The 26,747-nt window shown below is 49.7% G+C and carries 26 protein-coding genes; 22 read left to right on the forward strand and 4 right to left on the reverse strand.

Annotation, left to right across the window (positions count from 1 at the left end; genetic code table 11):
- Positions 1-945: 945 nt before the first annotated feature.
- The 6 genes from D3P08_RS01590 to D3P08_RS01615 all read left to right on the forward strand — a co-directional run bounded on the left by D3P08_RS01590 (position 946) and on the right by D3P08_RS01615 (position 5,000).
- On the forward strand, positions 946-1,053 hold the full coding sequence (locus tag D3P08_RS01590) for a putative holin-like toxin (RefSeq protein ID WP_240647193.1): 108 nt from the start codon (positions 946-948) through the stop codon (positions 1,051-1,053).
- 211 nt (positions 1,054-1,264) lie between these two features.
- Positions 1,265-1,927 (forward strand): RNA polymerase sigma factor, encoded by a 663-nt coding sequence (locus D3P08_RS01595; protein WP_119597665.1) that lies wholly within the window; start codon positions 1,265-1,267, stop codon positions 1,925-1,927.
- The gene (locus D3P08_RS01600) at positions 1,857-2,744 is read left to right on the forward strand and encodes a hypothetical protein (RefSeq protein ID WP_119597666.1); all 888 of its coding nucleotides are present in this window, start codon (positions 1,857-1,859) and stop codon (positions 2,742-2,744) included. The genes D3P08_RS01595 and D3P08_RS01600 overlap by 71 nt, the downstream gene beginning before the upstream one ends.
- Positions 2,745-2,756: 12 nt before the next feature.
- Positions 2,757-3,149: a hypothetical protein gene (locus tag D3P08_RS01605; RefSeq protein WP_119597667.1), complete on the forward strand. Its 393-nt coding sequence runs from the start codon at positions 2,757-2,759 to the stop codon at positions 3,147-3,149.
- Between the two features lie 361 nt (positions 3,150-3,510).
- On the forward strand, positions 3,511-3,984 hold the full coding sequence (locus tag D3P08_RS01610; RefSeq protein WP_240647253.1) for an RNA polymerase sigma factor: 474 nt from the start codon (positions 3,511-3,513) through the stop codon (positions 3,982-3,984).
- Positions 3,981-5,000: a hypothetical protein gene (locus tag D3P08_RS01615; RefSeq protein ID WP_119597668.1), complete on the forward strand. Its 1,020-nt coding sequence runs from the start codon at positions 3,981-3,983 to the stop codon at positions 4,998-5,000. The genes D3P08_RS01610 and D3P08_RS01615 overlap by 4 nt, the downstream gene beginning before the upstream one ends.
- A 104-nt stretch (positions 5,001-5,104) precedes the next feature.
- Here the strand turns inward: D3P08_RS01615 and D3P08_RS01620 are convergent, their stop codons facing one another.
- Positions 5,105-5,956: an aldo/keto reductase gene (locus D3P08_RS01620; RefSeq protein WP_119597669.1), complete on the reverse strand. Its 852-nt coding sequence runs from the start codon at positions 5,954-5,956 to the stop codon at positions 5,105-5,107.
- Between the two features lie 171 nt (positions 5,957-6,127).
- Here D3P08_RS01620 and D3P08_RS01625 point away from each other — a divergent pair, with 171 nt between their 5' ends.
- Positions 6,128-6,574: a MerR family transcriptional regulator gene (locus D3P08_RS01625; RefSeq protein ID WP_119597670.1), complete on the forward strand. Its 447-nt coding sequence runs from the start codon at positions 6,128-6,130 to the stop codon at positions 6,572-6,574.
- A 217-nt stretch (positions 6,575-6,791) separates the two neighbouring features.
- Entirely contained in the window at positions 6,792-7,697 is a 906-nt protein-coding gene (locus tag D3P08_RS01630) for an alpha/beta hydrolase (RefSeq protein ID WP_119597671.1), read from the forward strand.
- A 273-nt stretch (positions 7,698-7,970) separates the two neighbouring features.
- On the opposite strand, the gene D3P08_RS27175 is transcribed toward D3P08_RS01630, so the two are convergent.
- On the reverse strand, positions 7,971-8,141 hold the full coding sequence (locus D3P08_RS27175) for a hypothetical protein (RefSeq protein ID WP_162848328.1): 171 nt from the start codon (positions 8,139-8,141) through the stop codon (positions 7,971-7,973).
- Between the two features lie 122 nt (positions 8,142-8,263).
- On the opposite strand from D3P08_RS27175, the gene D3P08_RS01635 reads away from it, so the two are divergent.
- The 9 genes from D3P08_RS01635 to D3P08_RS01680 all read left to right on the forward strand — a co-directional run bounded on the left by D3P08_RS01635 (position 8,264) and on the right by D3P08_RS01680 (position 19,653).
- Positions 8,264-9,727 carry a sensor histidine kinase gene (locus tag D3P08_RS01635; protein ID WP_162848329.1) on the forward strand — a complete coding sequence of 488 codons (1,464 nt, stop codon included), beginning with the start codon at positions 8,264-8,266 and terminating at the stop codon, positions 9,725-9,727.
- 15 nt (positions 9,728-9,742) lie between these two features.
- Entirely contained in the window at positions 9,743-10,318 is a 576-nt protein-coding gene (locus D3P08_RS01640) for a response regulator transcription factor (protein WP_119597673.1), read from the forward strand.
- Positions 10,319-10,499: 181 nt separating this feature from the next.
- Positions 10,500-12,248: an ABC transporter ATP-binding protein gene (locus D3P08_RS01645; protein ID WP_119597674.1), complete on the forward strand. Its 1,749-nt coding sequence runs from the start codon at positions 10,500-10,502 to the stop codon at positions 12,246-12,248.
- Positions 12,245-14,023, forward strand: coding sequence for an ABC transporter ATP-binding protein (locus D3P08_RS01650; RefSeq protein ID WP_119597675.1), 1,779 nt, complete (start codon positions 12,245-12,247; stop codon positions 14,021-14,023). The genes D3P08_RS01645 and D3P08_RS01650 overlap by 4 nt, the downstream gene beginning before the upstream one ends.
- 344 nt (positions 14,024-14,367) lie before the next feature.
- On the forward strand, positions 14,368-15,402 hold the full coding sequence (rsgA, locus tag D3P08_RS01655; protein WP_119597676.1) for a ribosome small subunit-dependent GTPase A: 1,035 nt from the start codon (positions 14,368-14,370) through the stop codon (positions 15,400-15,402).
- Positions 15,403-15,478: 76 nt separating this feature from the next.
- Positions 15,479-16,009, forward strand: coding sequence for a DinB family protein (locus tag D3P08_RS01660; RefSeq protein WP_119597677.1), 531 nt, complete (start codon positions 15,479-15,481; stop codon positions 16,007-16,009).
- Between the two features lie 300 nt (positions 16,010-16,309).
- The gene (locus D3P08_RS01670; protein WP_119597993.1) at positions 16,310-17,005 is read left to right on the forward strand and encodes a response regulator transcription factor; all 696 of its coding nucleotides are present in this window, start codon (positions 16,310-16,312) and stop codon (positions 17,003-17,005) included.
- Positions 16,995-18,452 carry a sensor histidine kinase gene (locus tag D3P08_RS01675; protein WP_162848330.1) on the forward strand — a complete coding sequence of 486 codons (1,458 nt, stop codon included), beginning with the start codon at positions 16,995-16,997 and terminating at the stop codon, positions 18,450-18,452. Before D3P08_RS01670 ends, D3P08_RS01675 begins: the two co-directional genes overlap by 11 nt.
- A 79-nt stretch (positions 18,453-18,531) precedes the next feature.
- Positions 18,532-19,653: a TolB family protein gene (locus D3P08_RS01680; protein WP_119597680.1), complete on the forward strand. Its 1,122-nt coding sequence runs from the start codon at positions 18,532-18,534 to the stop codon at positions 19,651-19,653.
- A gap of 121 nt (positions 19,654-19,774) precedes the next feature.
- On the opposite strand, the gene D3P08_RS01685 is transcribed toward D3P08_RS01680, so the two are convergent.
- Both D3P08_RS01685 and D3P08_RS01690 read right to left on the reverse strand, forming a co-directional pair.
- Positions 19,775-20,194, reverse strand: coding sequence for a DUF1259 domain-containing protein (locus tag D3P08_RS01685; RefSeq protein ID WP_119597681.1), 420 nt, complete (start codon positions 20,192-20,194; stop codon positions 19,775-19,777).
- 23 nt (positions 20,195-20,217) lie between these two features.
- Positions 20,218-20,637 carry a DUF1259 domain-containing protein gene (locus tag D3P08_RS01690; RefSeq protein ID WP_119597682.1) on the reverse strand — a complete coding sequence of 140 codons (420 nt, stop codon included), beginning with the start codon at positions 20,635-20,637 and terminating at the stop codon, positions 20,218-20,220.
- A gap of 614 nt (positions 20,638-21,251) precedes the next feature.
- Between D3P08_RS01690 and D3P08_RS01700 the strand changes: the two genes are divergently transcribed.
- The 5 genes from D3P08_RS01700 (at position 21,252) to D3P08_RS01720 (ending at position 26,466) form a co-directional block, all read left to right on the forward strand.
- Positions 21,252-21,998 (forward strand): sigma-70 family RNA polymerase sigma factor, encoded by a 747-nt coding sequence (locus D3P08_RS01700; RefSeq protein WP_276311111.1) that lies wholly within the window; start codon positions 21,252-21,254, stop codon positions 21,996-21,998.
- A 4-nt stretch (positions 21,999-22,002) separates the two neighbouring features.
- The gene (locus D3P08_RS01705; RefSeq protein ID WP_119597685.1) at positions 22,003-22,380 is read left to right on the forward strand and encodes a VOC family protein; all 378 of its coding nucleotides are present in this window, start codon (positions 22,003-22,005) and stop codon (positions 22,378-22,380) included.
- Between the two features lie 156 nt (positions 22,381-22,536).
- Positions 22,537-23,922, forward strand: coding sequence for a DUF2252 domain-containing protein (locus D3P08_RS01710; protein WP_119597686.1), 1,386 nt, complete (start codon positions 22,537-22,539; stop codon positions 23,920-23,922).
- 242 nt (positions 23,923-24,164) lie between these two features.
- On the forward strand, positions 24,165-25,418 hold the full coding sequence (locus D3P08_RS01715) for an MFS transporter (protein ID WP_119597687.1): 1,254 nt from the start codon (positions 24,165-24,167) through the stop codon (positions 25,416-25,418).
- A gap of 133 nt (positions 25,419-25,551) precedes the next feature.
- Entirely contained in the window at positions 25,552-26,466 is a 915-nt protein-coding gene (locus D3P08_RS01720) for a PadR family transcriptional regulator (RefSeq protein ID WP_119597688.1), read from the forward strand.
- Positions 26,467-26,747: the final 281 nt, after the last annotated feature.

Consider the following 26,747-nt stretch of genomic DNA (forward strand, 5'->3'; position numbering starts at 1 on the left):
CAATGTCGCTTTGACCAATAATAAAGTGAGGTAGGTTCCCGTAGTTTCAAATATGTTTTCGTTGATCTGAGCGTAAGCAGTATAGCCAAGGATACAGACTGCGAATAGCAGGTTGTATATTTAATTGCCTTCATACATTCGACTCCTCTTTTTATAGAATCCTCATGCAAAATCCTCTCCGGTGCTTTGAAATCCCTTCACCCCCCTGAATGAATCACTCAAGAGTTGGCCGTTTTTATGCGCATCATTGATATTAGACCTTTATTTTGGAGTTTGAATATGACGCGGAGGGACGGGGTGGCAGGAGCTCCAAGAACATTCACCATAGCCGCGGGATGGAAGGCTATTATATTTGCAGGAAAATTGATCACTGCGTACGCTTGATAACGAAGAACATGCGGAGTCGTTCGCGGCTATTACTGTATTCGCATGATAGTCCCGAAAAAGGAAAAATAAACGGCGTGACAATGCTGATGTTCCCGATTCGAGTTGGCTCAGTGAAAATCTGACTCTGAGTTTGGAGCGATTGGATTTCGTATTGCGAGAATCCGGTTGCGGTGGGGGATGAGGAGAAGGCGGAAGACGAATAGTAGTATCAACTTGATATATACATCGCCTTGCGGCTTGTACGCCCTGGCGATGTTTTTTTTTATGCCTCGAAGTCAACAAGGAGTCAACAATCGTTCTCTGAAGTGCTTGCAGAAAGCCCTAGACCGAGCGCTTGCTCGGCTGAAAAGAGTTGTTATTGTAGTGGTTCTTCCTAGTGAATCAACAACAAGAAGCCTCTCGAGGACCAATCAACATCGAATCAACAACCTTTTGTACAAAGAGTCGGAAATTAGAATTTCACCGCTCTGTTTCTTACAAATTATGCTATAATTAGACAAGCACATAGAACGGCTTGCAAGGACGGTCGGCTACCTCTCGAAGAAGGGAGGGATGCCCATGGAGGTTAAAGACGCTTTGACGTTGATGATTGGTTTTGGGGCGCTTATTGTAGCGCTGCTTACGCTGGTTGTTGCTATGGTCGTAGCGTTTAACCAAAAGAAATAGACCGCCCCACTGCAAGGATTGCGGTCTATTTCTGATCTCAAATCCGAAGCCGACCGCCTTTGAAGCGGTCTATCGTGCCAAGGAGTCGTGTTGACGCACGGCTCCTTCTTTAGTTTTATTATAACTTCGCAGTTTTATACATGCAATAAGGTGTCACAAATCATTAATTGGGCTGTTAAATAGATAAGAATGTAGGAGAGGAGGAGAGTTATTGGACCTAGAATTGACACAGGAGCGGAGTGCGGAATCCAGTCATTACGAGGAGGAGCTGGTTCGCGCCATTCAAGGTGGGGAACTAGACAAGTATGCAATTGTCATTCAACGATATCAGCAGCGACTGTATGTATACTGTTACCATTTGCTGATGCATCGGGAAGAGGCGGAAGATGCGGTGCAAGACATATTCATCAAAGGATACGAGAAGCTTCTGCAATATACATACAGTCAATCTTTCTCGGCGTGGCTGTATAAAATTGCCTATTATCATTGCTTGAATTTGCTTAAAAAACGGCATAGGACAGTGTGGGTGGAAAGACTGCTTGGTCCGCTGCGTCAAAATAGTGAGGATGACGGGTATGCGACAGTCAGGAGAAGAGAGGTGCGTTTGCAGAGCGCGCTTGCGCTGCAACGGCTGACGGCTGAGGAACGATCGTTGCTAGTTCTAAAAGTTATCGAAGGCAGGTCATATAACGAAATTGAACAATATTTTGATTACTCACGTGTTGCATTGAGAAAGAAAGTGGAGCGAGCCAAGATGAAACTAAAACGGATTTGGTCCGAACTGGATGAGGAGGGATATGTGAATGAAGGAAAAGAAAGAGTTGAACGTTCAGCCGAATCTGACTTTATTAGGCGAGCAGTTGCCTCGGATTGATGTGACCGAGCGGGTGATGACGAGCTTACGCGGGGAAAATGTCGTTAGCCGCTCAAATGGTCAGTCCAAGCACAGCAGAATTTGGTATGTTCCTGTTATTACCGTCGTAGTAATATTGGCATGCGGCTTTGGTTATGCAGCTTCATCTTGGCAGTTATTTACCCCGAATGGTTCGGTTGTATTTGAGTATCGGAATTATTTGCCTGGAGATGAGCCGGATCGTGAAATTGATACAAAGATGCTGCGCGATATGCTTGCAGAGGGGGAGGCTGCTGTATTTTATATTCGGGAAAGGGATCAGTATATCGGTTTGGCTAATGAACGCCAATATACGAATTATGATCAATTTGCTCAGGCAGCGGGTACCGTTGTCCCGCAACGCGAGATCGGTAATGGTTGGGAATACCAGAATGGATCTCTGATGCACGATTTGCACTTTCCGGCCGATCAGAGCTGGGGGGAGGCATCCGCCTATGATAACATCAGCTATCAACAGATCCCGCTTGGGGAAAAGATCGGTTACTATGCGACTTATGTTAATGCAGCAGGGAATCGAATAGCGATTAACGGCACACTCGGCGAACGTGGACGGATAATGTATACGAAATTAATTGATTTGGAAATGATTAAAGTCAGCTTGAACGGGATCGAAGCTTTCTATATTCAGTCAGAAGAAAGTAATACACATCGAATCGTGTGGGCTGAAGGAGAGAGCGATCAAAGTATCTATTATGAATTGTCGTCTTCAGGGGAAATAACGCGCGAACAGTTGACGGAAGTAGCGTTGGATCTTGTAAAGGACGGAATGAATAGATGAGGAGTTGAATGAATGAAATGTTTTCACGTAGTTTCCATCTTGATTCTGTTGCTGATATCTGCTTGTTCACAATCAAACAATACTACCTCCAAAAAATTGAGCGAATTCTATCCCGGAGAAATTCAAAATGTTGATCAAGTAGAAATTACAAATGGGAGTAGTGGTGAGCGTAAGAGTTTTAAAAATAAAGAAAATATTTCGGAGTGGTTAGAAAGTATTAAGGACGTAACGTTTAGAATCGATCAGGAGCAAGAGAAAAGAGATGGATTTCGGTATAGTGTAAAGTTGTTTGAGAGTGGGGAAAACAAACTGAGCTTCTCAACCAATACTATAAATGATCGCCAATATATAACAGATGATAATTTTTACGAATCCATTAAAGAATTTTTTGAAAACGGAGAGTAGATTCGAAGACCGATTCTGTATTGTTTTCAGGATGAAATCTACAGCTGGAGCGATTGGATCTCGTATAGCGAGAATCCGGTTGCGACGGGGGAAGAGTAAAGTCGGTACAACATATAGCAGTATGCAGCATCAAATACATCGCCAATTGGCTTATACGCCCTGGCGATGTATTTTTTTGCTATGGAATCAATGGGGCAATAGAACGGATTAGAAAATTTTGGACAATTAATTACTAAAAACAGTGAACGATTCGCAGCCGACTCTTGTCTAATAGGATGGAGGTGAATATATGGAATCCCACATAGAATTTCAATACTTGGTAAATGTGGATCGTATGGACAAGACGGAGTTATATCGACTGATGACTACATATGGCGATGATGTCACGAGATACGCTTATGCCATAACCAAAAACAGGGAGCAGGCCAAGGATATTGCCCAAGAAGTATTTCTTAAAGTGTTTCATAGCGTTGGCACATTCAGGGGTCAGTCTTCTCTAAAGACATGGTTATTTTCAATTACAAGAAACTTGGCTATAAACGAAATGAAGTCCAGCTATATGCGTCGCATCGTTCTGTTCGGCTGGGTGAGGCCGCAAAAGAACGAGCAGTCGGCGGAAATGAATTATTTTACGGAACAATCCGTCCGTGATCTAAGAGTCATTATCATGTGTTTGCCGAATAAGCTGCGAGAAGTTCTGCTTTTGACGCTCGAACACGAACTGACAATGGCCGAGATCGCAAAACTAATAAACGTGTCGGAAGGCACGGTAAAGTCGAGGCTGCATAGGGCGCGTAAAATCGTGAACAGTAAATGGAGGGATATAGAGCCATGAACGATCGACCTGTTGATTGGGAAAGCAAAGTAAAGCAAGGACTGTTCGCGGAGGAGATTTTCTCCAGTGATATGAAACGGCAAGTTATAGATACATTAGATCGACGTCCCGGCTCCTTCTCTCGGCAATGGAAGTTTCTCGCAGGGGCAGTGGCCTTGAGCATCCTTTCAGCCATTTTTGCGATAAACGGGCCATTCGACTTTATCGGCAAGGGTGCTTCTGGCTTGAAGGATGAGACGGGGATGCCTGTCGTATTCCAACCCATAATTGCGCCAAATTGGGAAATGGGGGACACTAGTAATTTAACAGATCCAGACATTCTACCGGGGTTATCCAATAAATATAACCCCTTAAGAAATAAGATAAACGGACACATTGCGCAGATCCCGTATAGCGATATTCAATTAATTGATGAAAAGCCGATAGACGGCTTTGGAATGGCACTGCGCTATACCCTAAAGCCCGATTCGGTGACCCCACATGAAACGAATGGGGACGTGGATTATTTTGGGTTTATTTTAAACGAATCGTCCCGGCCGGTAAATCTGTACCATTATGGCTACGGGCATTTGTATGATTTGCAGATCAGCATGACGCGATTGTTCGGACAAGAAGTGTTGAAGATCGAAGGAGCCAATTGTAGAACGGATGGCGAATCATGCGTCTGGTATATAAGAAAAGACTCGGACGGCCAGGTTTATTCTTACATGAGTCTTGAGGCTGCCAGTTATGAACGCGACTTGGATGGCGACGGGAGGGAAGAAGCTGTGGTTGTTACCCGTAAACAAAACCAAATCTATATTTTTAAAGAACAGGGCGGACAGCTCTTATGGTCAAGCGTACGGGAAACTTTGAAAGCCAACCAAGACGATATCATACAATACGATGACACTAGCGGTACTTTTACCATACATTCAATGCTTGGGGAAGGGAAAGACGCCGATAACGTTTACGCTTATAAGGAAGGCTCGGATTTGCTTATTCGAATGGATAGCCGCGGCAGATCGCATCAGTAAAGTTTTGTATAATATGAATACATCGCCTTGCGGCTTATGAGCCGTGGCGATGTATTTTTTTGTCCATAATTAGAGTTTAAGATTGCCAGAAACCGGACCAAGGGTTACAGTTCGACTCTCCAGTTACCCATCATCTTGGCAACTTCCGGATCGCGGTACGATAAGAATAGACTCTCCCGCGTATCGAGTGCGGAAATTTGCCTCATATCGTCCGCACTCAGCTCAAAATCGAAAATGTTGAAGTTTTCGACGATCCGTTCTTTGCGTACCGACTTTGGAATGACAACAACTTCTCGTTGAACAAGCCAGCGCAATACGATCTGGGCGACAGACTTGTTGTGGTTCTCCGCGATCGAGGTCAGCACTTCGTTGAAGAACATATTGTTCCGTCCTTCGGCGAACGGCGCCCAAGATTGGTGCTGCACGCCCTGCTCTTTCAAGAAGGCAGCGCTCTCTGTCTGCTGGTAGAACGGGTGCGTTTCAATCTGGTTGATGGCGGGCACGATCTCGTTATGCACAATGAGGTCCATAAGACGATCCGGCATGAAGTTGCTGACCCCGATCGCCTTGATTTTGCCTTCACGGTACAGCTCTTCCATCGCGCGCCAAGTGCCGTAGTAATCGCCGAACGGCTGGTGAATCAAGTACAGGTCGAGATAGTCGAGCTGCAGCTTCTTCAAGGATTTGGCGAACGCAAGCTTGGCACTCTCGTAGCCGGCATCCTGAACCCAAATCTTGGTCGTAATGAACAGCTCCTCACGCGGTACGCCACTGCGCTTGATCGCGCGTCCGACCGCTTCCTCGTTAAGGTAACCTGCGGCGGTGTCGATCAATCGGTAACCGGCCGACAGTGCCTCGTACACCGCGTTCTCGCACTCTTCAGCATCGGGAATCTGGTAGACGCCGAAGCCTAGGATCGGCATTTCTACACCATTGTTCAAAGTTACAGTTTGCATTGCGATTCCTCCTATTGTTCAAATATATGTGAGCAACCGGTGCGTATCCCGGAAATTGGGGGTGGAGCGGGAGTTCCGGTTACAGCACAGTTGCATTACAATAAGCATAGTGCCTTCGTGTTACACGAAGGCAAGAGGCAGTTATTCTTTTTTTTCAAGGGGGATTCTAACATGTATACGGTCAAAGAAGCCGCTCATATCACGGGCCTCACCGAGCACACCGTGCGCTTCTACACGGATAAAGGTCTGGTGCCAAGCTTACAGCGCAATGAGAACAACATTCGATTATTCGATGAAGAATCCATTAACTGGCTGCATGGCATCAAATGCCTCAAGCAATCCGGAATGCCGATCGATGTCATTAAAATGTATATCGATTTGTGTCTCGAGGGGGATTCCACCATTCCGCAACGCTACACGCTCATGATGGAGCATAAAGAAGCTGCGCTCGCCAAGCTCGAAGAAGCCAAACAGCACGTTGCCCATTTGGAAGAGAAGACAACACTGTACCAGGCCATTTTGGAGCACCGCACCCTAGACACAACCAATCCCGCCAATTGGGAAAGAGTTCAGCATATGCATAGTGACGTATTTTATAAGGCTTCACAAAGAGTCTGAATGTCGAATCTGGTTGCAGAAGGCTCGCAGAAAAATTGTATAATCAAGAGAAAGGAATTTTGGATGCAACAAGGAATCCATAATGGATTCATGGTCATCTTCTTATTGGGATTGCGGTATTAAACGAGATGTACACAGCAATCCGTTCCACCAGTATAGTACGGTGCATGAAGTAAATCGGTATTAATGAAGTTATCCATCCAAAGGGAGGCATATCGTGGATAAGAGAGCAGCGGATATTGCGGCAAATGAAATGCCGGAAGGAACACAGGTTTTGTATGGGAATTTTGCTGAAGCAGGAAATTTTTATTCGTGTACCTATCGTCCCGATGTCGTGTATGCCAGCTATGGCGAAATTGAAAGAAGACTGCAAATCATCATGCCGAGCCGGGAAGGGCATAAATTTCCGCTTGTTATCTTTGTACAAGGCTCCGCCTGGAGAAAACAGGATGTGTATGCTAGGATACCAGACCTTTCTCTTATTGCGGCAAAGGGATATGTGATAGCCAGTGTTGAAATTAGAGATACTGACATTGCACAGTTCCCGGCTGCCGTTGAAGATGTGAAATGCGCGATCCGATTTATGCGCAAGCATGCAGATGAATATGGGGTCGATCCGAAACGTGTAGCGGTATGGGGCGACTCGTCAGGCGGACATCTTTCCTTAATGACGGGGCTTACGATTGGCGATTACAATAACGGAATTTATCGCGAGCAGTCGGATGCTGTAAACGCAGTAGTCGACTATTACGGCGTTACGGATTTGCTTACATTAGGCAAGTATAATGATATTCTAGATCACGATGCTGCCGATTCTCCCGAAGGTTTGTTCATTGGAGGCAAGGTAAAGGATCATATTGAATTGGCGAAGAAGGCCAGTCCCATTCATCAAGATTTGAGTAAAGAGCTTCCGCCGTTTCTTATTATGCATGGAGACAGCGATCAAGTCGTTCACGTGAATCAGAGTATAGAAATGTATAAGGCGCTAAAGGAGAATGGACAGCGGGTTTTGTTTTATAAAGTAGCTGGCGCTGACCACGGCGCCGGCTTTTGGAGCCCTCAGGTTCTTGATAAAACCGAGAAATTTTTGTCTGCTTATTTGAATCGGCCGGTTGTAAAGTAACCTTAAACAGCTTTTAAGGTCTCATAAAAAGGATTCGGGAAAGACAGAGAGAAGGCATACGACATCGTCATATGTAATCATCCGGAATGCATCGCCCATGGGCGATGTATTTTTTTAGTCACAACTTCCTGACAATTTCCCTGAAAACCGGGAAACTTCCTCTAGCTCAGGGAAAACTTTTTACTTATCCTGTATATACGTCTTGTTTATGTGAATGGGGATATAAAGATCACCCGCAGAACGGCACGAGGCCGTTTGGGGTGATCTTTAGAATTAGCCTTCGATTTGCGATTCCGCCACGATCGGCTCCGGTTTAGCTTCGGCTTTTACCGCGAACGCCGGCACTGCCGAACCGAGCACTAGAGCCATTCCAAGAATCGTTGCGACGAACATTCTTCCTTTTTTCATCATATTCCCTCCATTCATCGATTTGGATGTAGTCAAAGGATTTACATCCCTCCTGACTTCGCTCTCATTATAAAAGCGTTTGGAAATGCGCATAAGGTTGAACTTTTTTCACCCCTGGCGTGGTCTTAGGTCAAAAGGATTAATTGATGGAGGCTGCGATGATGGTTATTTTATATTGCACCATATTCCTGTCCTTGTGGACGATCGGAACGGTGATGCTGGTCCACAATCCGGGAAATCCGCATACGCGCTTGTTCAGTTTTTTCTTGTTCGTTACGGGCTTGGCAAGTCTCTCGGTTGTTCTGAACGTGCAGGTATTGCCTTGGATGCGAATGTCGGGAATCTTTTCGAATGAAAATATCGAATTCGTAAGGCTGTTCTCGATGGCGGCGTGGGGTGTCGAGTATCATTTTGTGCCCTATCTGTTGCTGATGTGCTCGCTGGTATTTACCCGATTGTTCCGCGGAAAAGCCATAATCTTGATTAGTTTCGTCACTTCTGTGCCGGTCCTCGTTTACGTGGCCGCGGTTCCGCCGCTGTATCCCGAGATGCAGCTCGGCGGACATTTGACGTTCCGCATCATCTCCGGCGCGTATTTTTTAGCGGGGCTCGCGATCTACTGGCTGAGGTATTCAACCGAACGGGATGCTTCTCATAAGAAAAACAGCTTCCGCACCGCGATGACGATCACCCTCTGCATCCTTCCTTTATACGCGACGGACTACATCGGAATTGAAAGAGTGGTCATCGGCCGCGAAGGCATGGTGATGACGAGCAACAATATGTGGCAGTTCAACTTCATGATTGCGCTTGTGTTTGCCGCCTTTTTTATTTACAACGGGATGAAATACGGCTTCATGGGGATTAAGCTCCGAATCGAGCGGCAGAAAATCGATTACTCCATGAAAAAGCTGACGCAGGGAGCGCTTATTTTGAATCACACGATTAAAAACGAAGTGCAAAAAATTAACTACCTCAGCAGCAGGATGAGAGCTTCCGCCGTTCATAACGAAAAGGAAGAATTGCTGGGCGATCTGGACCATTTGGATCAAGTGGCGAAGCATATTTTAACGATGATGAACCAGATCAAGGAAAGAACCGGCGATATCGTGCTGCATGAGCAAGAACACCGTATGACGGACGTGTTGGCATACAGCCTGATGACATTAGAGCCGATGCTGCGTGACAAGCGGATTATCGTGAATAAAGAAGTGCAATGCGACCCGATTATTCTGTGCGACCATTCTCACATCAAGGAAGTGCTCAACAACCTGCTTGTTAACGCCGTGGATGCGGTGGAGCCTGGCCGCGGCCAGATTACGGTATCCTTGCTGGAAGCGGGGAAGGATGCCGTGATTTGGATTAAAGACAATGGAGCAGGGATATCGCAGGACAATGCGGCCCGGATGTTCGATCCGTTTTTTACGACGAAAAAAAGAGCGGCGAACTACGGACTTGGCCTAAGTTATTGCCATAGCGTCATGCAAAAACATGGAGGAAGCATTCGGCTGCTGGAGACGGAGCAGGGGAAGGGGACGCGGATGGAGATCCGGTTTCCGGCCAAAAGGGTGCGCACGATGAATATGCCGGACCGTGTCGCAGCGCTGCGGGTCGGTATTTAAAAAGGGGAAGCGCGGATGATCAACAAAATAAAAGTCATGCTGGTGGAGGATGACGGCTTCTGGCGGGAGAGACTATTTGCTGACTTGAATAAGGAGACGGATATCGAGGTTGTCAAAGCGGCGGCAACCAAGCGGGAAGCATTGGAGGCGGCGGGCGTCCTGGACATCGACGTCGTGCTTATGGATATCAACTTAACCGAAAATCAATTAGACGGACTCGAGACGACCAGGGAGCTTATGATCGCGACCCAATCAAAAATAAAGGTCATTATGTTAACGTCATTGACGGAGAAAGAGGTGATCGTCAAGGCGTTCCAAAGCGGAGCCGTGAATTACATCAATAAATCGAGCTTCCCCGATATCGTGCATTCGATCCGAGACGCCTATGCCGATCAGGCTTCGATCCATTCGGACGCGGCTTTGGCGATGAGAGAGGAGATCCTGTTCATGCAGCTGTCTCCCTCGGAACGGGAAGTCCATGAGCTCAAAGAGCGCGGCTACAGCCGGAATGAAATCGCGAGGCTCCTGAACAAATCGGTAAGCACGATTAAGACGCAGATTAGGAGCGTAAGGCATAAGTTGTTTAAATAAACGGCGTTCCGGAAGGATCGCTTGGTTTAAAGCCTATCGTCTTTTTAAGGATGATAGGCTTTTTTATATCCCGAAAATGACCCGAATTGACCTTTTCCGTTTATAATTGTTTTTTATCTGGCGGCGCAGCCGATTATCAAATAGACTAAGCATTATTGCTAATAAGAAGGAGGAAGACGCCATGGGGGATGAGCAGAAGAAATTATCGACGCTGTGGCTGCTGCGTTACTTGAAGCCGGTGAAGGGGCGGATTATCCTTCTGTTCATCCTGCTGATAGGAACGACGGGCCTGCAATTAGTGAATCCGCAAGTGATACAGCGGTTCATTGATACGGCGGCGGGGAGCGGAGGAGTGGCCGAACTGCTGGAGCTTGCGGCCTTGTTTCTTGTGCTTGCCGTCGTCAATCAGCTGCTGGGTGTGGCGGTCACTTACTTGGGAAGCGATGTGTCCTGGCGCACGACAAACCGTCTGCGCGGCGATTTGCTGAAGCATTGCCTGCGGCTCGATATGCGGTTCCATAACCGGAAGACGCCGGGCGAAATGATCGAGCGCATTGACGGGGACGTGTCCAGCATTTCCAATTTTTTTGCCATGTTTATCGTGCAAGTTGTCGGCAGCTTCGTGCTGCTGGCCGGCATTCTCGGATTTATGTACACCGTCAATGTGCCGATCGCTGCCGTGATGACGGCGTTTACGTTATTGTCCGTTCTTGCGATGATGATCATCCGCAACGTTGGCGTCCAGTCTTCCAATAAAGATCGTGAAGCAAGCGCCGCTCTGTTCGGCTTGATCGAAGAGCGGATTGCCGGCATCGAAGATGTGCAGGCGAACGGGCATGTCCCTTACGTCATGAATCGCTTCTACCGTTCCATGCGCGCCGTCTTTCTGAAAGGGAGAAGAGCCTGGATGCTTCGGGTGGTGCCCTTTAATGTGACGGTCGCCTTGTTTACACTGGCAGTGACGGCAGTAATGCTGCTGGGCGTTCGTTCCTATATGCTTGGCGAGATTGGCCTCGGCATGCTGTATTTGATCTACCAATATACGCAAATGCTGAATGATCCGATTGAAAGGCTTGGCGATCAGGTGCAGGAGTTTCAAAAGGCCAAGTCGGGCATGCTTCGTTCGCGCGAATTGCTGTCGCAGCGCACGGAAATTATGGACGGCGAGGTTGAGTCGCTTCCAGAGGGCGCGCTCAGTCTAGTATTTGACCAAGTATGCTTCAGCTACAACAAGGATAAACCGGTTCTGCGCAACATATCGTTCTCGCTTCAGCCCGGGGAACGCCTCGGCATTATTGGGCGAACGGGCAGCGGGAAGTCCAGTCTGAGCCGATTGCTGCTTCGCCTGTATAATCTGGACAGCGGCACGATTCGTATCGGCGGGGTTGATATAATGAAGCTTACCTTGCCGGCGCTGTACCGCCGGGTTGGCATGGTGACGCAGGATGTGCAATTGTTTGACGGCACGCTGCGCGACAATTTGACGTTGTTCAACGAAAGCGTGTCCGACGCGTCCATTATGGAGACGATTGAACAGCTTGGCTTAGGCTCCTGGATTTTGGCTCAGCCGGAGGGGCTCGATACGCAATTGTCGTCGGGCGGCTCGTCGCTGTCGGCGGGAGAGGCGCAGCTATTCGCGCTTGCAAGGGTGTTCCTTGCCAAGCCGAGCTTGATCGTTCTGGATGAGCCTTCCTCCAGACTTGACGCCGCGACGGAAGCGCTGCTGCAAACCGGGGTGAATCAGCTGATGCAGCACAGCACGGGCGTCATCATTGCCCATCGCCTTGCTACCCTGGAGCAGGTGGATAAAATTATGGTGGTTGGCGACGGCCGGCTATTGGAATTCGGAAGCCGGAAAGAACTGGCGGCGAATCCGGCATCGCATTATGCCAGACTGCTGCAAAGCGGACGAGAGGAGGAGCTTGCATGACAATCACCGGGTTTATCGGCCGGCTCTTTCGATTCAGACTGGCCTTGTTTCTCGTGAATGGGGCGTTATGGTGCGCCTTTCATTCGCTGCCGCTCCTGATCGGCATTGGCATGCAGCATTTTTTTGACCGGGTCGCTGTCGAGGGCTCGGCGTTTATGTGGCTTGCTGCGCCGCTCGTGTTCATCGCTGTTGTCAGGCTTGCCCGAGTCGGCGTTTTTTTCGCGGCATTCTACAAGTGGATTACTTATATTTATCATATTCACGCGATCTTGCGCACGAACATGCTGGCCGGCATTATGCGCTGGCCGGGAAGGAATCTGCCGGCGTCGCCGGGCGAGGCGATGAGCCGGTTTCGGGATGACGTGAATGAATCCGTTGAATATGTGGAATCCTGGGTCGACTTTTGGGGGATGCTCGTGTTCGCCGTCATGTCAGTCGGTATTATGGCCTCGATCAACTGGCAGATCACGCTTGTTGCGCTGCTGCCGTTCGGACTGGTGACGCTGATGAACAACCTGTCTGGGAACCGCGCCCGCCGCTACGGGAAGCAGAACCGCGAGGCGACAGGGAAAGTGACGAGCTTCATCGCGGAAACCTTTGGCGCTGTACAGACGTTGAAGCTTGGGCAAGCGGAGGAGCATGTCTCCAAACGTTTCGAGCAATTGAACGAAAGCCGCCGTCAGGCAGCGCTGAAGGATGATTTGTTCAAGCAATGGATGAAATCGCTCAGCCAGCATGTGCTGAGCATTAGCACCGGGCTTGTTCTCCTCATGTGCGCGTCGGAAATGAAGGCCGGTCAATTTACGGTAGGGGACTTTGCGTTATTTTCAAGCTATTTGATGAATATCGGCTACAGTATCTCCTTGTTCGGTTATATGGTGTTTCAGCATAAGCGGCTAAAGGTATCCTTCGACCGGATGCGGATGCTGTTCAGGTCCGGCGAAGAGGACCGTATTATGGAGTACCGGGAAACGTATTTGGATAAGGAACCGCCTCCCCAGCCTGAGAGCTCGCGGAGTGACCGGGAGAAGCTGCGCGAATTAGAGGTAAGCGGCCTCTCTTATCATTATCCAAATTCGGACAACGGGATCGAAAATATTCATTTCAGACTGAAGCGGGGCGAATTCCTCGTCATTACCGGCCGAGTAGGCTCGGGCAAATCGACGCTGGTAAGGACGCTGCTTGGGCTGCTGCCCAAGCAGGAGGGGATCGTTCGCTGGAACGGCCAAAAGGTTGACCCGGCTACTTTCTTGATGCCGCCGTATGCCGCGTACACGCCGCAGGTTCCGCGCTTGTTCAGCGACACGCTGAAGGAAAATATAGCGGTAGGCAAGGATGACGGCGAGCTGGCTCTTGAACGCGCGATTCGTCTGTCCGTTATGGATAAAGATATTCAGGATCTGGATAAAGGTCTGGAGACATTCGTCGGGCCGAGAGGCGTCATGCTGTCCGGCGGCCAGATTCAGCGGGCGGCGACGGCTCGCATGCTGATGACAGGCGCTGATTTGTATCTATTCGACGACCTGTCCAGCGCGCTTGATGTGGAGACTGAGCAGAAGGTATGGGACGGATTGTTCAAGGAGCGCGATATGACCTGTATCGCCGTATCCCATCGGCGGGCGGCGTTGTCGAAGGCCGACCATATTATCGTCTTGAAGGACGGCCGGATCGAAGCGGAAGGCAGCCTGTCCGAGCTGCTGGAAACAAGCGAGGAAATGCGGCTGCTGTGGCAAGGGGAGGAAACGCCTCCTAAGCTTGTCGAAAGCAAGGGCTAAGCAAAGCTGGTTATAATTGTTTTTTACCTGTGAGAAGAGCGACCCGTATGCTATTGTTACTTTATGAAGAAATGGAAGGAGTGAGGACAATGACCATGTTTGCAACGACAATGAATGCTTCTTTGGCTCAAGGAGGCGGTCCTCACAGTTCTTCGTATTAAGCTTTTCGAATGAACGAGCTGATCGCCCCGGAACCGAAGGGATATGTCCGGGGCTTTTCCATGTCTTTTTTAGGTGTATCCTGACATTGCGAAGCCGCCGATATGAAATTGCCGCGGCTTTTTTGCGTTGCAGACGCACCTGAGATTGCTCAATGATGAAGGATAATAACGGGAGGGATTTTTTTGGATTTAATCGAATTAGGCTGGAATTCTTTGTTGCAAGAGCAGTACGAACCTTACCGGGAACGCGGTTATTCGGTCGGGCGTGTAATCACCGAGCATCGGCAGCTCTACGATGTAGCCTCGGCAAACGGCGAGGTGCTGGGGGAATTGGCAGGAAAACTGCGCTTCACGGCAACGGAGCGAACGGATCTCCCCGCAGTCGGCGATTGGGTGGTCATGAGGGAAGAAGGGGGGCGCGCCGTCATTCAGGCTGTTCTGCCGAGAAAAAGCATGTTTTCCCGTAATGTTGCCGGAGCAGTAACGGAAGAACAGATCGTTGCAGCGAACATCGATACCGTGTTTCTTGTGATGGCGCTGAATCAAGATTTTAATCTTCGCCGGATGGAACGTTATTTGCTGCTGGCCTGGGAAAGCGGAGCAAATCCGGTTATCGTGCTGAGCAAAGCGGATCTTAGCGATGACGCTGAGGGGCAAGCAGCGCAAGTGCAAGCGATAGCGCCAGGCGTCCCCGTCCATACGATTAGCGCCATTCATACGCAAGGCCTGCATATGCTAGCCCCTTATTTGGTCCAGGGCATTACGATTGCGCTGATCGGCTCATCCGGCGCCGGCAAATCGACGCTTATTAATGCCCTGGCCGGCCGGGAGCTGCAGCGGGTTAATGAAATCAGGCTTGGAGACGGGCGCGGCAAGCACACGACAACCCATCGCGAATTGATTGTATTGCCTCAAGGCGGGATCATTATCGATACGCCCGGCATGCGGGAGCTTCAGTTGAACGCAGCGGACGACGGATTGAGCGCGGCTTTCGAAGACATTGAAAGGCTAAGCGGCGCTTGCCGGTACCGGGACTGCAAGCATCGGCGCGAGCCTGGATGCGCTATTCAGAGCGCTATTGCAAGCGGCGAGCTCGATATCAAGCGATATCAGAACTATGTCAAAATGGAGAAAGAACTGGCTTACGCGGCGCGCCGGGAAAAAGAAAAGGAAAGATCGGCAAATAAAATGGAGAGGCGGAATTGGAAAAATGAATAGCAGCGAGGTGTAGGTGTAGTATTACTACTAGATTGTGAGATATAGTAATAGAAAATGGAGAAAGAAGGGTTATCATATGCTAATTCGTCCTTCGAATAAAGAGTATGCCGCTCATTTTCAGCGTTATGTAGATTTGGTTCCAGAGGGGGATATTCGCAAAGCGCTGGAGCAATCTCTTAAGATCACTACCGAGATGTATGCGGCTTTTACGGAAGAGCGGGGCAGCTACCGTTACGCTCCCGAAAAATGGAGCCTGAAGCAAGTGCTCGGCCATGTGACAGACAATGAAAGGATTATGGGCTATCGAGCGCTTCGGATTGCCAGAGGGGATCGGACTCAGCTGGCCGGATACGACGAGAATGTGTTCATGAGCAACGCGTCGTTCGATGAAATGCCGCTGACCGCTATCGTGGATGATTATGCGGCCGTGCGGCGCGCGACGCTCACCTTGTTAAGCGGCATTCCCGACGAGGCTTGGACGAGAAGGGGTGTGGTAGCCGGCAACGAATCGTCCGCACGGGCCTGGATTTATATAATCGCCGGTCATGAGCTCCATCATTTGAACGTGATTCGAGAACGTTACTCGGCGGCGACGGGGGAAAGGTAAAACCCCCGACGCTGAGTTTCTGGAGAATCTGGCCGACTATGCACACCGATGATTTTCCCGTGGCTGGATCGTCTCAATCTATGATGCCGGATAGGCCGAATACATTCGCCGAGGACGGAAATTTGAGGAGAAAGCTTAGCAGCATAGCAATATGGGATCTGGAGTACATCGTTCCTGTGGCGATGTACTTTTTGCGTTGTGCTTCGGATCAGCAGCTCGTCGCCTAATAGGATTTTTGTTCCAACCAAAAGCCATTATAATAGAAGCATATCATAACGATACGGGGCAGGTGTGAATGCCATGCAAGCAAAGATCATGATCATCGAGGACGAAAAAGCGATCTCGGACGCGATCGCCTATGCCTTGAAGCGCGAAGGTTACGAGGTGGAGGTCATTAACCGCGGGGATACCGCTGCGAAGCGCCTTAGCGTGACTCGGCCCGACGCCGTCATTCTCGATGTGATGCTGCCCGGCATGGACGGCTATGACGTGCTTAAGCAGCTGCAGGACAAGGGCGGAATCGGCGTCATCATGCTGACGGCCAAGGAAGACATCGTGAATAAGGTGCTCGGGTTGGAGCTTGGAGCAGACGACTATTTGACGAAGCCCTTCGACATGCGGGAGCTTCTTGCGCGGCTCAAGTCCTTGCTTAGAAGAATAAAGGCAGCCGGAATGAAGAAGGAGCCAAATGAGATTCAGCTAGGCGGAGTGAGGGTGCACGTCGCTAGAAGAACGGTTATGGCGGGTGAACGTAAGCTGGAGCTGACGCCTAAGGAGTTCGAATTGATGGCGCTGCTGGCTGCCAATCCCGAAATTGTGTACGAGAGAGATCAATTGCTGGATCTGGTGTGGGGAATGGATTATTACGGAGGTACGCGCACGGTAGATATTCATGTGCAGCGGCTGCGCAAGAAGCTGGGACCCGGCTATGGCGACGTCATCCAAACCGTCCATGGCATCGGCTACAGGGCGTCCGGAGGCCATGGTGAGAATTAGCATAAAGCTGAAATTCAGCCTGTTCCTCGCCGGCCATTTATTGCTCGCGGTACTCGTACTCAGCCTGCTAGTCTTGCAGGGAATCGAGCGGAACCAGCGCGCTCAGTCGGAGAGACTCCTCGCCCAGCAGGCCGATACGGCGAACGTCTACTTCATTCAGTCCATCATGGAGCAATCCAATAAAGTTCCCGAGACATTCCTGAAGACCAAAGGCGAGGCGTTCGGCGAGCAGCTGAAACTGATTAGCGGGCAGCCAGTCGTTCTGTATGATGGCAGCGGCGCCGTCATAGGAAGGGGAGGCGAGTTTCCTCCATCCGACAGCATTAAGCAGACGCTGGCGTATGCGCTGGAGAACAAGACCGCTTATTTGGTGGAGGGGGAATCCATGTATTATTTGACTCCGCTGAGCGCCGGCGGCAAGCAGATTGGCGTCGTCCAATTCTATTATTCCCTTCGCGACCATCAAGCCTTCTACCAGGAGATCAAGCGATTGTTCATCTACATCGGTACGGGCGTATTCGCGCTCAGCTTCCTCTTGGCGTACTTGTTTTTCAACTCCTTCGCTCGTAGTATTATAAAGCTCAACGATTCGGTAGGGCGTATCCGGGAGGGGCAGTTCAATGTTCCGGTTATGAAGCGCAGGGACGAGATTGGGGAGCTCGGCGCGGGTATTGCCGCCATGAGCGAACGGCTCAAGGCTACGATGCGGGACAAAGACGAGGAGCGGGAGAAGCTTGCGCTCGCGGTCCGCAAGCTATCGGAGCTGGATCGGCAGCAGAAGGAATTTATCGGCAATGTCACTCATGAGTTCAAGACGCCGCTGACTTCCATTAAAGCCTACCTCGATCTGTTGGATATGTATCCCGATGACGAGGAGCTTCTGGCTACGGCCAAAATCCATATTTCCGGTGAGACGCAGAGGCTCTACGAAATGGTGGAGAAGGTGCTGCAATTGTCCGCGATGGAGAAATACGATTTTGAGTATAACAAGCAAAGAATCGAGGTACGGGGCACGATTGAGTCGGCTCTGAACAGCTTAAAGGGGAAAATGGACAAATTCGGCCTCGCGCTGGAGACGGATTTGCGCGAAGCCTACATGGAAGCCGATAAGGATTATATGAATATCGTGCTTGCGAATCTGCTAGACAACGCCATCAAATACAACAAGACGGACGGCTGCATCCGCGTAAGCAACTTCGTCAAGGATAACGAGGTCATTATCGAAATATCAGACACGGGAATTGGCATTCCGGGGGAAGTCGCGGATAAAATTTTCGAAGCGTTCTACACGGTGGATAAAAACAGATCGAGGGAGCATGGAGGCGCCGGACTAGGGCTGTCTCTGGCGAAGAGGTATGCCGAGACGCAGGGAGGCAGCATCTCCATCGTGAAGTCGGATGATAGCGGCACGACGTTCCGAATGGCGTTCCCGAGTCAATCTCGATAAGTTAGTTTACAACTTGGAAACAACTCTTCGTTCAATCGCAACGTTTGGCTGGTATGGTAAGCATCAGGAGGCGATTACAATGAACAGAAAAAAGGCAGCCATTATGGCATGCGTCCCCGCATTGCTGCTAACCATCACCGCATGCAGCGGAGATAACGGAGGTAGCCGCGAAATCATTCGGGAGCCCGGGAGGACCATCACGGTTATCGATAATGAAAGCAAGGAGCCGGCGGCCGAACCGGCTATTACGCTAGGGGACATCAAGCAGTATGAGAAGGTGGAAATATTCGGCTGGCTGGATGAGGACTCTGTGATTGTATCCAAGGAGAACAAAGCATTGGCCAAGATGAAGCTGGAGGAGCTGGCAGATTCCTATCCGCGCAGCTTGTACCGGTTCAATCTGAAGACGGGAGAGCTCGTGCCGCTGAAGGAACAGGAGAACGTGTTCCTAGGAGGCGCCAGTCTGTCTCCTGACAAAAAGCATCTCATCTACCAGGAGTATACGCTCGGCGATCCCGCTTATTATGTCATGAACCTGGCAACGTTGAAGTCGTTCGGCCTGGCCGGCGAACCCATCGGAGGAGCCATGAGCGCGCAATGGGCGGATGATGGCAGCATCATCGGCGCGTCTTATGCAGGAGGAGCTTACATGGCAACCGCGAGTGGCGCCATCGCCGCGCTTGACGAATTGAACGAAGGCGCACTGATTATCGTAACCAAGCTCGGCAGCAGCGTCCTCTATAACTCCAATGCGGACGAAGCGTTGAAGGTGCTCGATCTGGATACGAAGGAGACCAGAGATCTGGGGCTCGGTTCCGTGGGCAGCGTCATTCCTTCGCCAGACGGCAAGCAGTTACTGCTGAAGCAGTATGAGGGCTCCAGGGTGAAGCTTGTACTATGCGATCTGGACGGCGGGAACGCGAAGACGATCGCGGAAGGAGCGGAGCTCGGCGCAATTTCCTGGTCGGCGGATCAGCGGATGATCGCCTACAGTATGCAAACGGAAGTCAGTGGCGCCGCGGTCAAAGGCTTGTACATCCATGATCTTCTATCTGATGAAGCGACTCGTATCGCGGCCGATGTCGAGAACGCTGTAGGTTCCTCGTGGAGCCCTTCAGGCAACAAGCTGTCCTATTCGGTATGGAACGGCAGCAGCTACGACAGCAGCGTCGTCGAGATTCATCCGTCCTTACAACCATAATGTGCATCGCTGGGCGCAATGGCTCTGGACGAGAATCGTTTGGGAAATCCTTTCGCCTGCTAACAACAAAAATAGACCGCATGTATGAAGGAGTGCGGTCTTCTTTGTTATAGGAGCAATCCTAGCCCAAGAAAGCGATGGAGCGTTTTGTTTTCCTTGCGAATGCAAGTGGATCATCAATCGACTCCCAGTGAACATACATAAGTCGAGGGTTTTCAAACAACCAGTGATTATGAACGGCTGTGACTTTAATCCCGTTTCTCCGGAGATTCGAGAGCAGTTGGTTGACTTGGCCTTGGAAGAGCGCCGTTTCTCCAAGACAGAGGGCGCGTCCGGATTTGTCCAGCGATTCGAATGAGAACAATTGATAGCGGACCAAAGGAGAAGTGGTACGTCTTCCTAAAATAGAGGCTTTTATTTTTCTGTTTCTCGAGACAAAACAAACCGGACCCGGGGTAATTTCATGCTCTGTTCCTCCTAAAATGGAAGAAAACTGGTTACACAGTCTTCTAAATTGAGGACTTGCTTTCACTTGCGCCATAAGAAATCATCCTCTCCTGATTTTTAACCCAAGAACGCTATTGATTGTTTTGTTCTCTTGGCAAACACGACAGGATTCATGACCGCTTCCCAGTGCATATACATTAAGCGAGGGTTTTCGTTCAGCCAGTGATTATGAACCGCCGTCACTTTGATCCCGTGTCTGCGGAGATTAGATATCAATCGATTAACCTGATTTTGATGAACGGCTGTCTCGCCTAAACAAAGCGCGCGGCCCGATCTGTCAAGAGACTCGAACGAAAACATTTGCATTCGAACTAACGGCGAGCGTGTTCTTCTGCCCAAGATGGTCTCCCTTAAATTCGTCATGCGCGTGACAAAACAAACCGGACCTTCCTCAATTTCCGACTCGCCTCCCAAAATTCTCCCGAATTGGGTGCATAGCCTTCTGAACCGCGGGCTTACCTTCACTGTTTGTGCCATATTCATCCTCCTGTTGCCATTTTCCTTATACACTATGATGAGTGCAGGAAAAGGAATGGACGGATTACTATGGTTCTAACAACTCTTTTTCTACGCTAACCTAAAAAACGAATAGCAGATTACCCGATGACACGTCGTTATGCGGCTTCTATGCCCTGCGATGTGTTTTTTTCGTTTGAAACAGGTGCGAAGTCTTTGCGTGCAGTTCCTGTCAATATTCCACATATTCCCGAATACGGAAACGAGGCTCCGGCTTCGGGCATTCGGCTCGAATCGTATTTCGTGAATGGGAAGCTTACGAATTAACCTTCCCGAGCAGCAAGCAAGCGGGGTGACCGGTTCAAAGGCGTCACCGTGAAAGAGTCGGCTGTCTATGACGACACTGATGCGCCTACGGAGGCGTACGAATAGCGTAAGCGATGGACCATAACTAGGAAAAAGCGAAGAGGGCTGTGACAAGTTACATGCGTAGCTTGTTGCAGTCTTTTTTGATGATTCCAAGCTCTGCAAAAAAAATTGTCCGCTAAAGTGAGGGCCCCGTATCTCCGGATTCATTTTTTACGTTATAGTAATGTAAAGAAATGACAAGAATCGGAGGGATGATAGACACGAGTATGCCCGATTACGCTGCTTTCCAGGAAAGGATACTCCCCTATGAAGCGGAGCTAAGGATGTATTGCAGAAGATTAGCCGGCAAGGAATGGGACGGAGACGATTTATTTCAGGAGACGATGATCAAAGCGTTCCGCAGGTTCCGAAGATGGCCGGAGCGGGAGCTGAGCAAGCCCTATATGTACCGTATCGCTTCGAACGCCTGGTATGATAATTGCCGGCGGCGAAAAATCGCTTTCGTCCCGGACATTCTGGCCGAACATGGCCATGTATCCTACACGGATTGGAGCAGACATGACATCCGCGAGTCGCTCGAGCTCTTAATGGGCGCGCTTGAGCCGAGGCAGGCGGCGCTCATCGTGCTGACGGACGTATTCGGATTCACGCCGACAGAAACCGCTGACGCACTGGGGCAGCCTGCAACGGCGGTGAAAGCCGCATTGCACCGGGCGCGGAAAAGGCTGAAAAAAGCAGCAGACAGGCATCTCCATTTGCTTGATGAGAAGGATGACGGTGAGGAAGGGAAGCCAGCCTCTAAAGCGGACGCAGAGTTGCTGGAAGCGTTCGTTCAAGCATTCAGAAGAGCGGATTTCCAATCGATGTTCCGCACTTACCGCGATCTGTCTAATATCGGCATGAAGATCGATCGCGTTCGTTTTATTCAAGGACGCGCCTGGTTCTATTTTCAGGACCCGGACGGCAATGTGTTGACGGTGACGTCGCCATTATTCAAACAATCGGAGGAATAGACGTATGAGTAAATCGCCCTTTTACGGTGTTGGAATTTTTGTGCCGGTAAGCGATTTGGAGCGCTCGACGAAGTGGTATGAGGAGATGCTGGGCTTTCAGGTAACCCATCGCGACGAACCCGACGCCACAGTCATGATGATGAACGACTATAAAATTATTTTTTGTCTTGTGCGTTCATTCGATATTGAGCATCGGCGTTTTCCGAAAAATAATTATGAAGTCGAGCAATACTTCAACATTCATACCGAAGATGTAGACGGCGCTTATCGTTCTCTGAAGGACAAAGGAGCGGAGATTGGACCCATCGAGAGCTTTGACGGCGGTATCCGGGGTTTTTCGCTGTATGATCCGGACGGAAATAAATACGGCGTCGTGAGTTAGGGAGGACAATGACAGGTCATGATTTTGTGACTTGTCATCGTCCTCTTTTTTGCCGGTACAAGGCAATTAATAGATACACATGCTATAATATGGGAAAGTTTGAATGAATTGCAGGAGTGGTCCGTTATGCTTTATATGAATCCGGAGGTGTAATTGATGAGGCTGGAAGAAGATATTACGGAACGGGTGAAGCATACGCAGCGCAAATTGAGAGGATTAACCTTATCGCGGGTGCTGGAGGAATTCGACGGCGAGATCATGGGGCTTAGCGACGAGAAGCGGATGCTGAAATACCAAAAGATGAGAGGCAGCGCGTATTTGTTTTTCCGCGGGAGCGCTTATTTGTTTTATTTCGATCTAGGCAACGAGTGGCTGCCTTATCATACCGATCCGGAGCGGCCCACATGGATTCAAGGCGACCTGCATTTCGAGAACTTCGGAGCGTTCCGAAGCGGCAAGGGCCGGATCGTATTCGACGTGAACGATTTCGACGAAGGATGTATGGGATCGTATTTATACGATGTGCTGCGCATGTCGGTCAGTCTCTTTTTGGCCATGTCCGAAAATGCCGTTCCCATCGAAGAGCAATCGTCTACGGTGAACACCTATCTGTCTTCCTATGTGGCGCAGATAAAGCGGTACGCCGAGCGCAAAGAAGACCCTAGAGCTCTCGTGTTCGACGAGCAATCTACGAAAGGGCCCGTCCGTAAGCTGCTGAGAAAGACGGAACAGCTCGCATCGAGCCATTTCATCGAAAAAATAACGCTGCTGGAGGAAGGGCGGCGCTCCTTCCGCTGGTCGGAAGAGATTCAGAAGCCGACGGATGAAGAGAGGGAGCTCATCGAGAACGGCTGGAGAGAATATGTGGGCCAATTATCCACCAAGCTGGGGCATCCGATCTCCTATTATCAAATGAAGGACGTTGCGGTCAAGCATGGCTCCGGCACCGCATCGATCGGGCTGGACCGGTATTACGTGCTTATGGAAGGCGGAGCGGAGCATCAGGGGCTTGATGATATTATTATCGAAATTAAAGAAGTGCGCGCTCCGGTGCCGGTGTACTTTATGCCTTATAATGACGCATTCTGGGAGCAATTCGCCCATCAGGGCAAACGGGTTATTACGACCCAGCAGGCTATGCATCATGAGGCCGACCCGTACCTTGGCTATCTGACGCTGAACGGAAGGCATTTCTACGCGCGGGAAAGATCGCCGTACAAGAAAAAGCTTAAGCCGCAGAAGTTGAGGGAGCTGAAGGATTGGGTGAGAACGGCGGAATGTATGGGGCAAATTACGGCCAAATTGCATGCCCGCGCGGATGCGGATGTGGACGGAGGGCTGCTGGACTATCATAGCGAGGACGAAATCGTTCGGGCGATCGGCAAAGATACGGACGCGTTCTGCGAATATGTAGCGAACAGAGCGCTTTCGTACTCGCAGCAGGTAGCTGAGGACTACCTGCAGTTTAAGGAATGGAGCGAGGCTTGGGAAGTGAAGCGGCGCAGAGCCGCGTCTCGGAGAAGGGGTAAGGAAAGCGAGTGATGAACCGGCAAAGGAGTGAGCGGACATTGCCCCAGGGCAGTGTCCTTTTTTTGCCGAATTAGGTAATGGCGAATTTAGCAATTCTTAAGAAACGCTGCTTGCGCAGGTATGCTAAATTAAGCTTATGAAACTTTAGAAAAGAGAGGATGGCGAGGGCGTTCAAGCATGATCGTATCGATATCGGATAGAATGGGATAATAGGTAACCGCCACTAATCGAATGACTATAGAAAGGTGTAGAAGATGACACAAAACGAGGATATGAAATTTAAGCATTGGAAAAGAGACATTATTCTCTTTCTAAGCAGTCAGACCGTTTCGCTATTTGGTTCGGCGTTAGTCCAATACGCGATCATGTGGTATGTGACGCTCACGACGCAATCAGGCCTGATGATGACGTTATTTATCGTTTGCGGATTCATCCCTACCTTTCTATTATCGCCGTTTGCCGGGGTATGGGCGGATCGGTTCAACCGAAAATATTTAATTATGATAGCCGATGCCATGATTGCGATTGTTACACTGCTTCTGGCCATTACCTTCTTGCTCGGCTACGATGAGCCTTGGCTGTTATTTGTTATAGCCGCCGTCCGCGCGCTCGGAGCAGGCATTCAGACGCCGGCAGTCGGGGCTATATTGCCTCAGATTGTGCCGGAAGACAAGTTGACGAAGATAAACGGAATTAACGGAACGCTTCAGGCGCTCATGATGTTCGTTGCCCCGATTGTAAGCGCGACTTTGCTTACCATGGCGACCATCGAAGTCATCTTCTTTGTTGATGTTGTTACAGCAGCGATCGCGATTTTTACGCTATTCTTCTTCTTGAAAATTCCTTTGCACCAAAAGGCGTCGGATCGGCAATCGACGAGCTATTTGGACGACTTTAAGCAAGGCCTGACTTATATTAAAAACCATAGCTTCTTGAAAGCCTTTTTTATCTTCTTCGCGTTTTTCTTTGTCTTGATGGCGCCGGCCGCTTTTTTAACGCCGCTGCAGGTGACACGCAGCTTCGGAGACGATTATTGGCGATTGACTGCGATTGAAATCGCCTTTTCGGTCGGCATGATGGCTGGCGGAGCGATTATCGCCTCATGGGGCGGCTTCCGCAACAAAGTGCACACGATGACCTTCGCCAATCTTGTCATGGGCGTATGCACCTTAGTGCTCGGCGTCGTTCCGAACTTTTGGATTTACTTGTTCGTGATGGCCTTATTCGGCCTTGCAATGCCGATGGCGAATACGCCGACGACAGTTATGCTGCAGGAGAAGGTGGACCCGAACTATCTGGGACGTATATTCGGCGTGTTTGGCATGATCTCCACATCGATGATGCCGATCGGCATGCTGATCTTCGGCCCGCTAGCGGATGTGGTGGAAATTGAATGGCTGCTGGTCGGAACCGGTCTGCTTATCGTCGTTCTGGCCGTATTCTTCGTTGGCAACAAGCAATTGATCGAAGCCGGAAAGCCGGCCGCAAAGGAAGCCCTGCAGGAGTGATAGCGACAATACGTTTAAAGAGCGCGGAGTCATTAGCCGCTGCTCTTTTTTTTATCTGCTGTTGCAAAGTAATTGAGTTTATACTATCATATGTTACAATTAACATATGATACGAAAGGAGGCGGCAGCGGCTTTGTCGATTAATTTTGCAATATTAGGGCTGCTAAGCTATAAATCCTTATCCGGCTATGATTTGAAAAAAATGATTCAGGATTCGTCGTTTATGCATTGGTCGGGTAACAATAATCAAATTTATAAAGCGCTGGTCGAGCTTCTCGACGACGGTTATGTAACAAACGAGGTTCAGCATCAAGAGAGCTCGCCGTCCAAAAAAATTTATACGATAACGGACGCTGGCTGCTCCGAGCTGAAACGATGGGTGCAGTCCGCCCCTGAGCCTCCTGAATTGAAAAAAACGTTTCTGGTTCAGCTCGCATGGGCCGATATATTAAGCACGTCCGAGCTAGACGCTCTATTATCGAAGTATGAGGAGGAAATGCAGCTGCAATTGGCTGCTCATGAAGAAAAAAGGCGCAGAGATTCCTTTTCTCCGAAACGTACGGAGCGGGAGGCTTACCTCTGGTCGATGATTCATGAAAATATGGGCTCCTACTATAGGAACGAACTGCAGTGGCTGAGGCAAATACGCGAGGGGCTTGGCATAAACGCGAAGGAGGCGAATGGATTGAACGTTCAAGTTATCGAAAAAAACAACAAAAAGGTGGTATACTGCTCATCTGCAGAGCCGCCGATCGGGACAGGGCAAGACGCGCTGGATCTTATTGCAATTACGTATGAGCATGACACCGATCTCGTACTCATTCATGCGGATGCGCTGTCTGACGATTTCTTCAAATTGAGGTCGGGCGTTGCGGGCGAAATTCTTCAGAAGTTCGTAAATTATCAAAGAAGAGCCGCGTTGGTCATAGAGAATTCGGATACGGTGAAGGGGAAAGCGAAGGAGCTGCTCGCGGAGTCCAATAAAGGCAATGCCTTCAGAACATTCGGCAGCAGGGAGGAAGCGGAACGCTGGCTTATTGGCGAATGAGGGGGCTTCACGTTCATCCGAATAGCCCCTAAGTGTCCGGATCGCCAGTCGGGCGAAATAAGCGCGTGAGGTGTAACTAAAAGTGTTTGAAGCAGGCAGTCGGACGAAATAAGCGCGTGAGGTGTAACTAAAAGTGTTTGAAGCAGGCAGTCGGACGAAATAAGCGCGTGAGGCGTAACTAAATGTGATTGAAGCAGGCAGTCGGGCGAAATAAGCGCGTGAGGCGTAACTAAATGTGATTGAAGCAGGCAGTCAGGCGAAATAAGCGCGTGAGGCGTAAC

Source organism: Paenibacillus nanensis (assembly GCF_003583765.1).
Lineage (GTDB): Bacteria > Bacillota > Bacilli > Paenibacillales > Paenibacillaceae > Pristimantibacillus > Pristimantibacillus nanensis.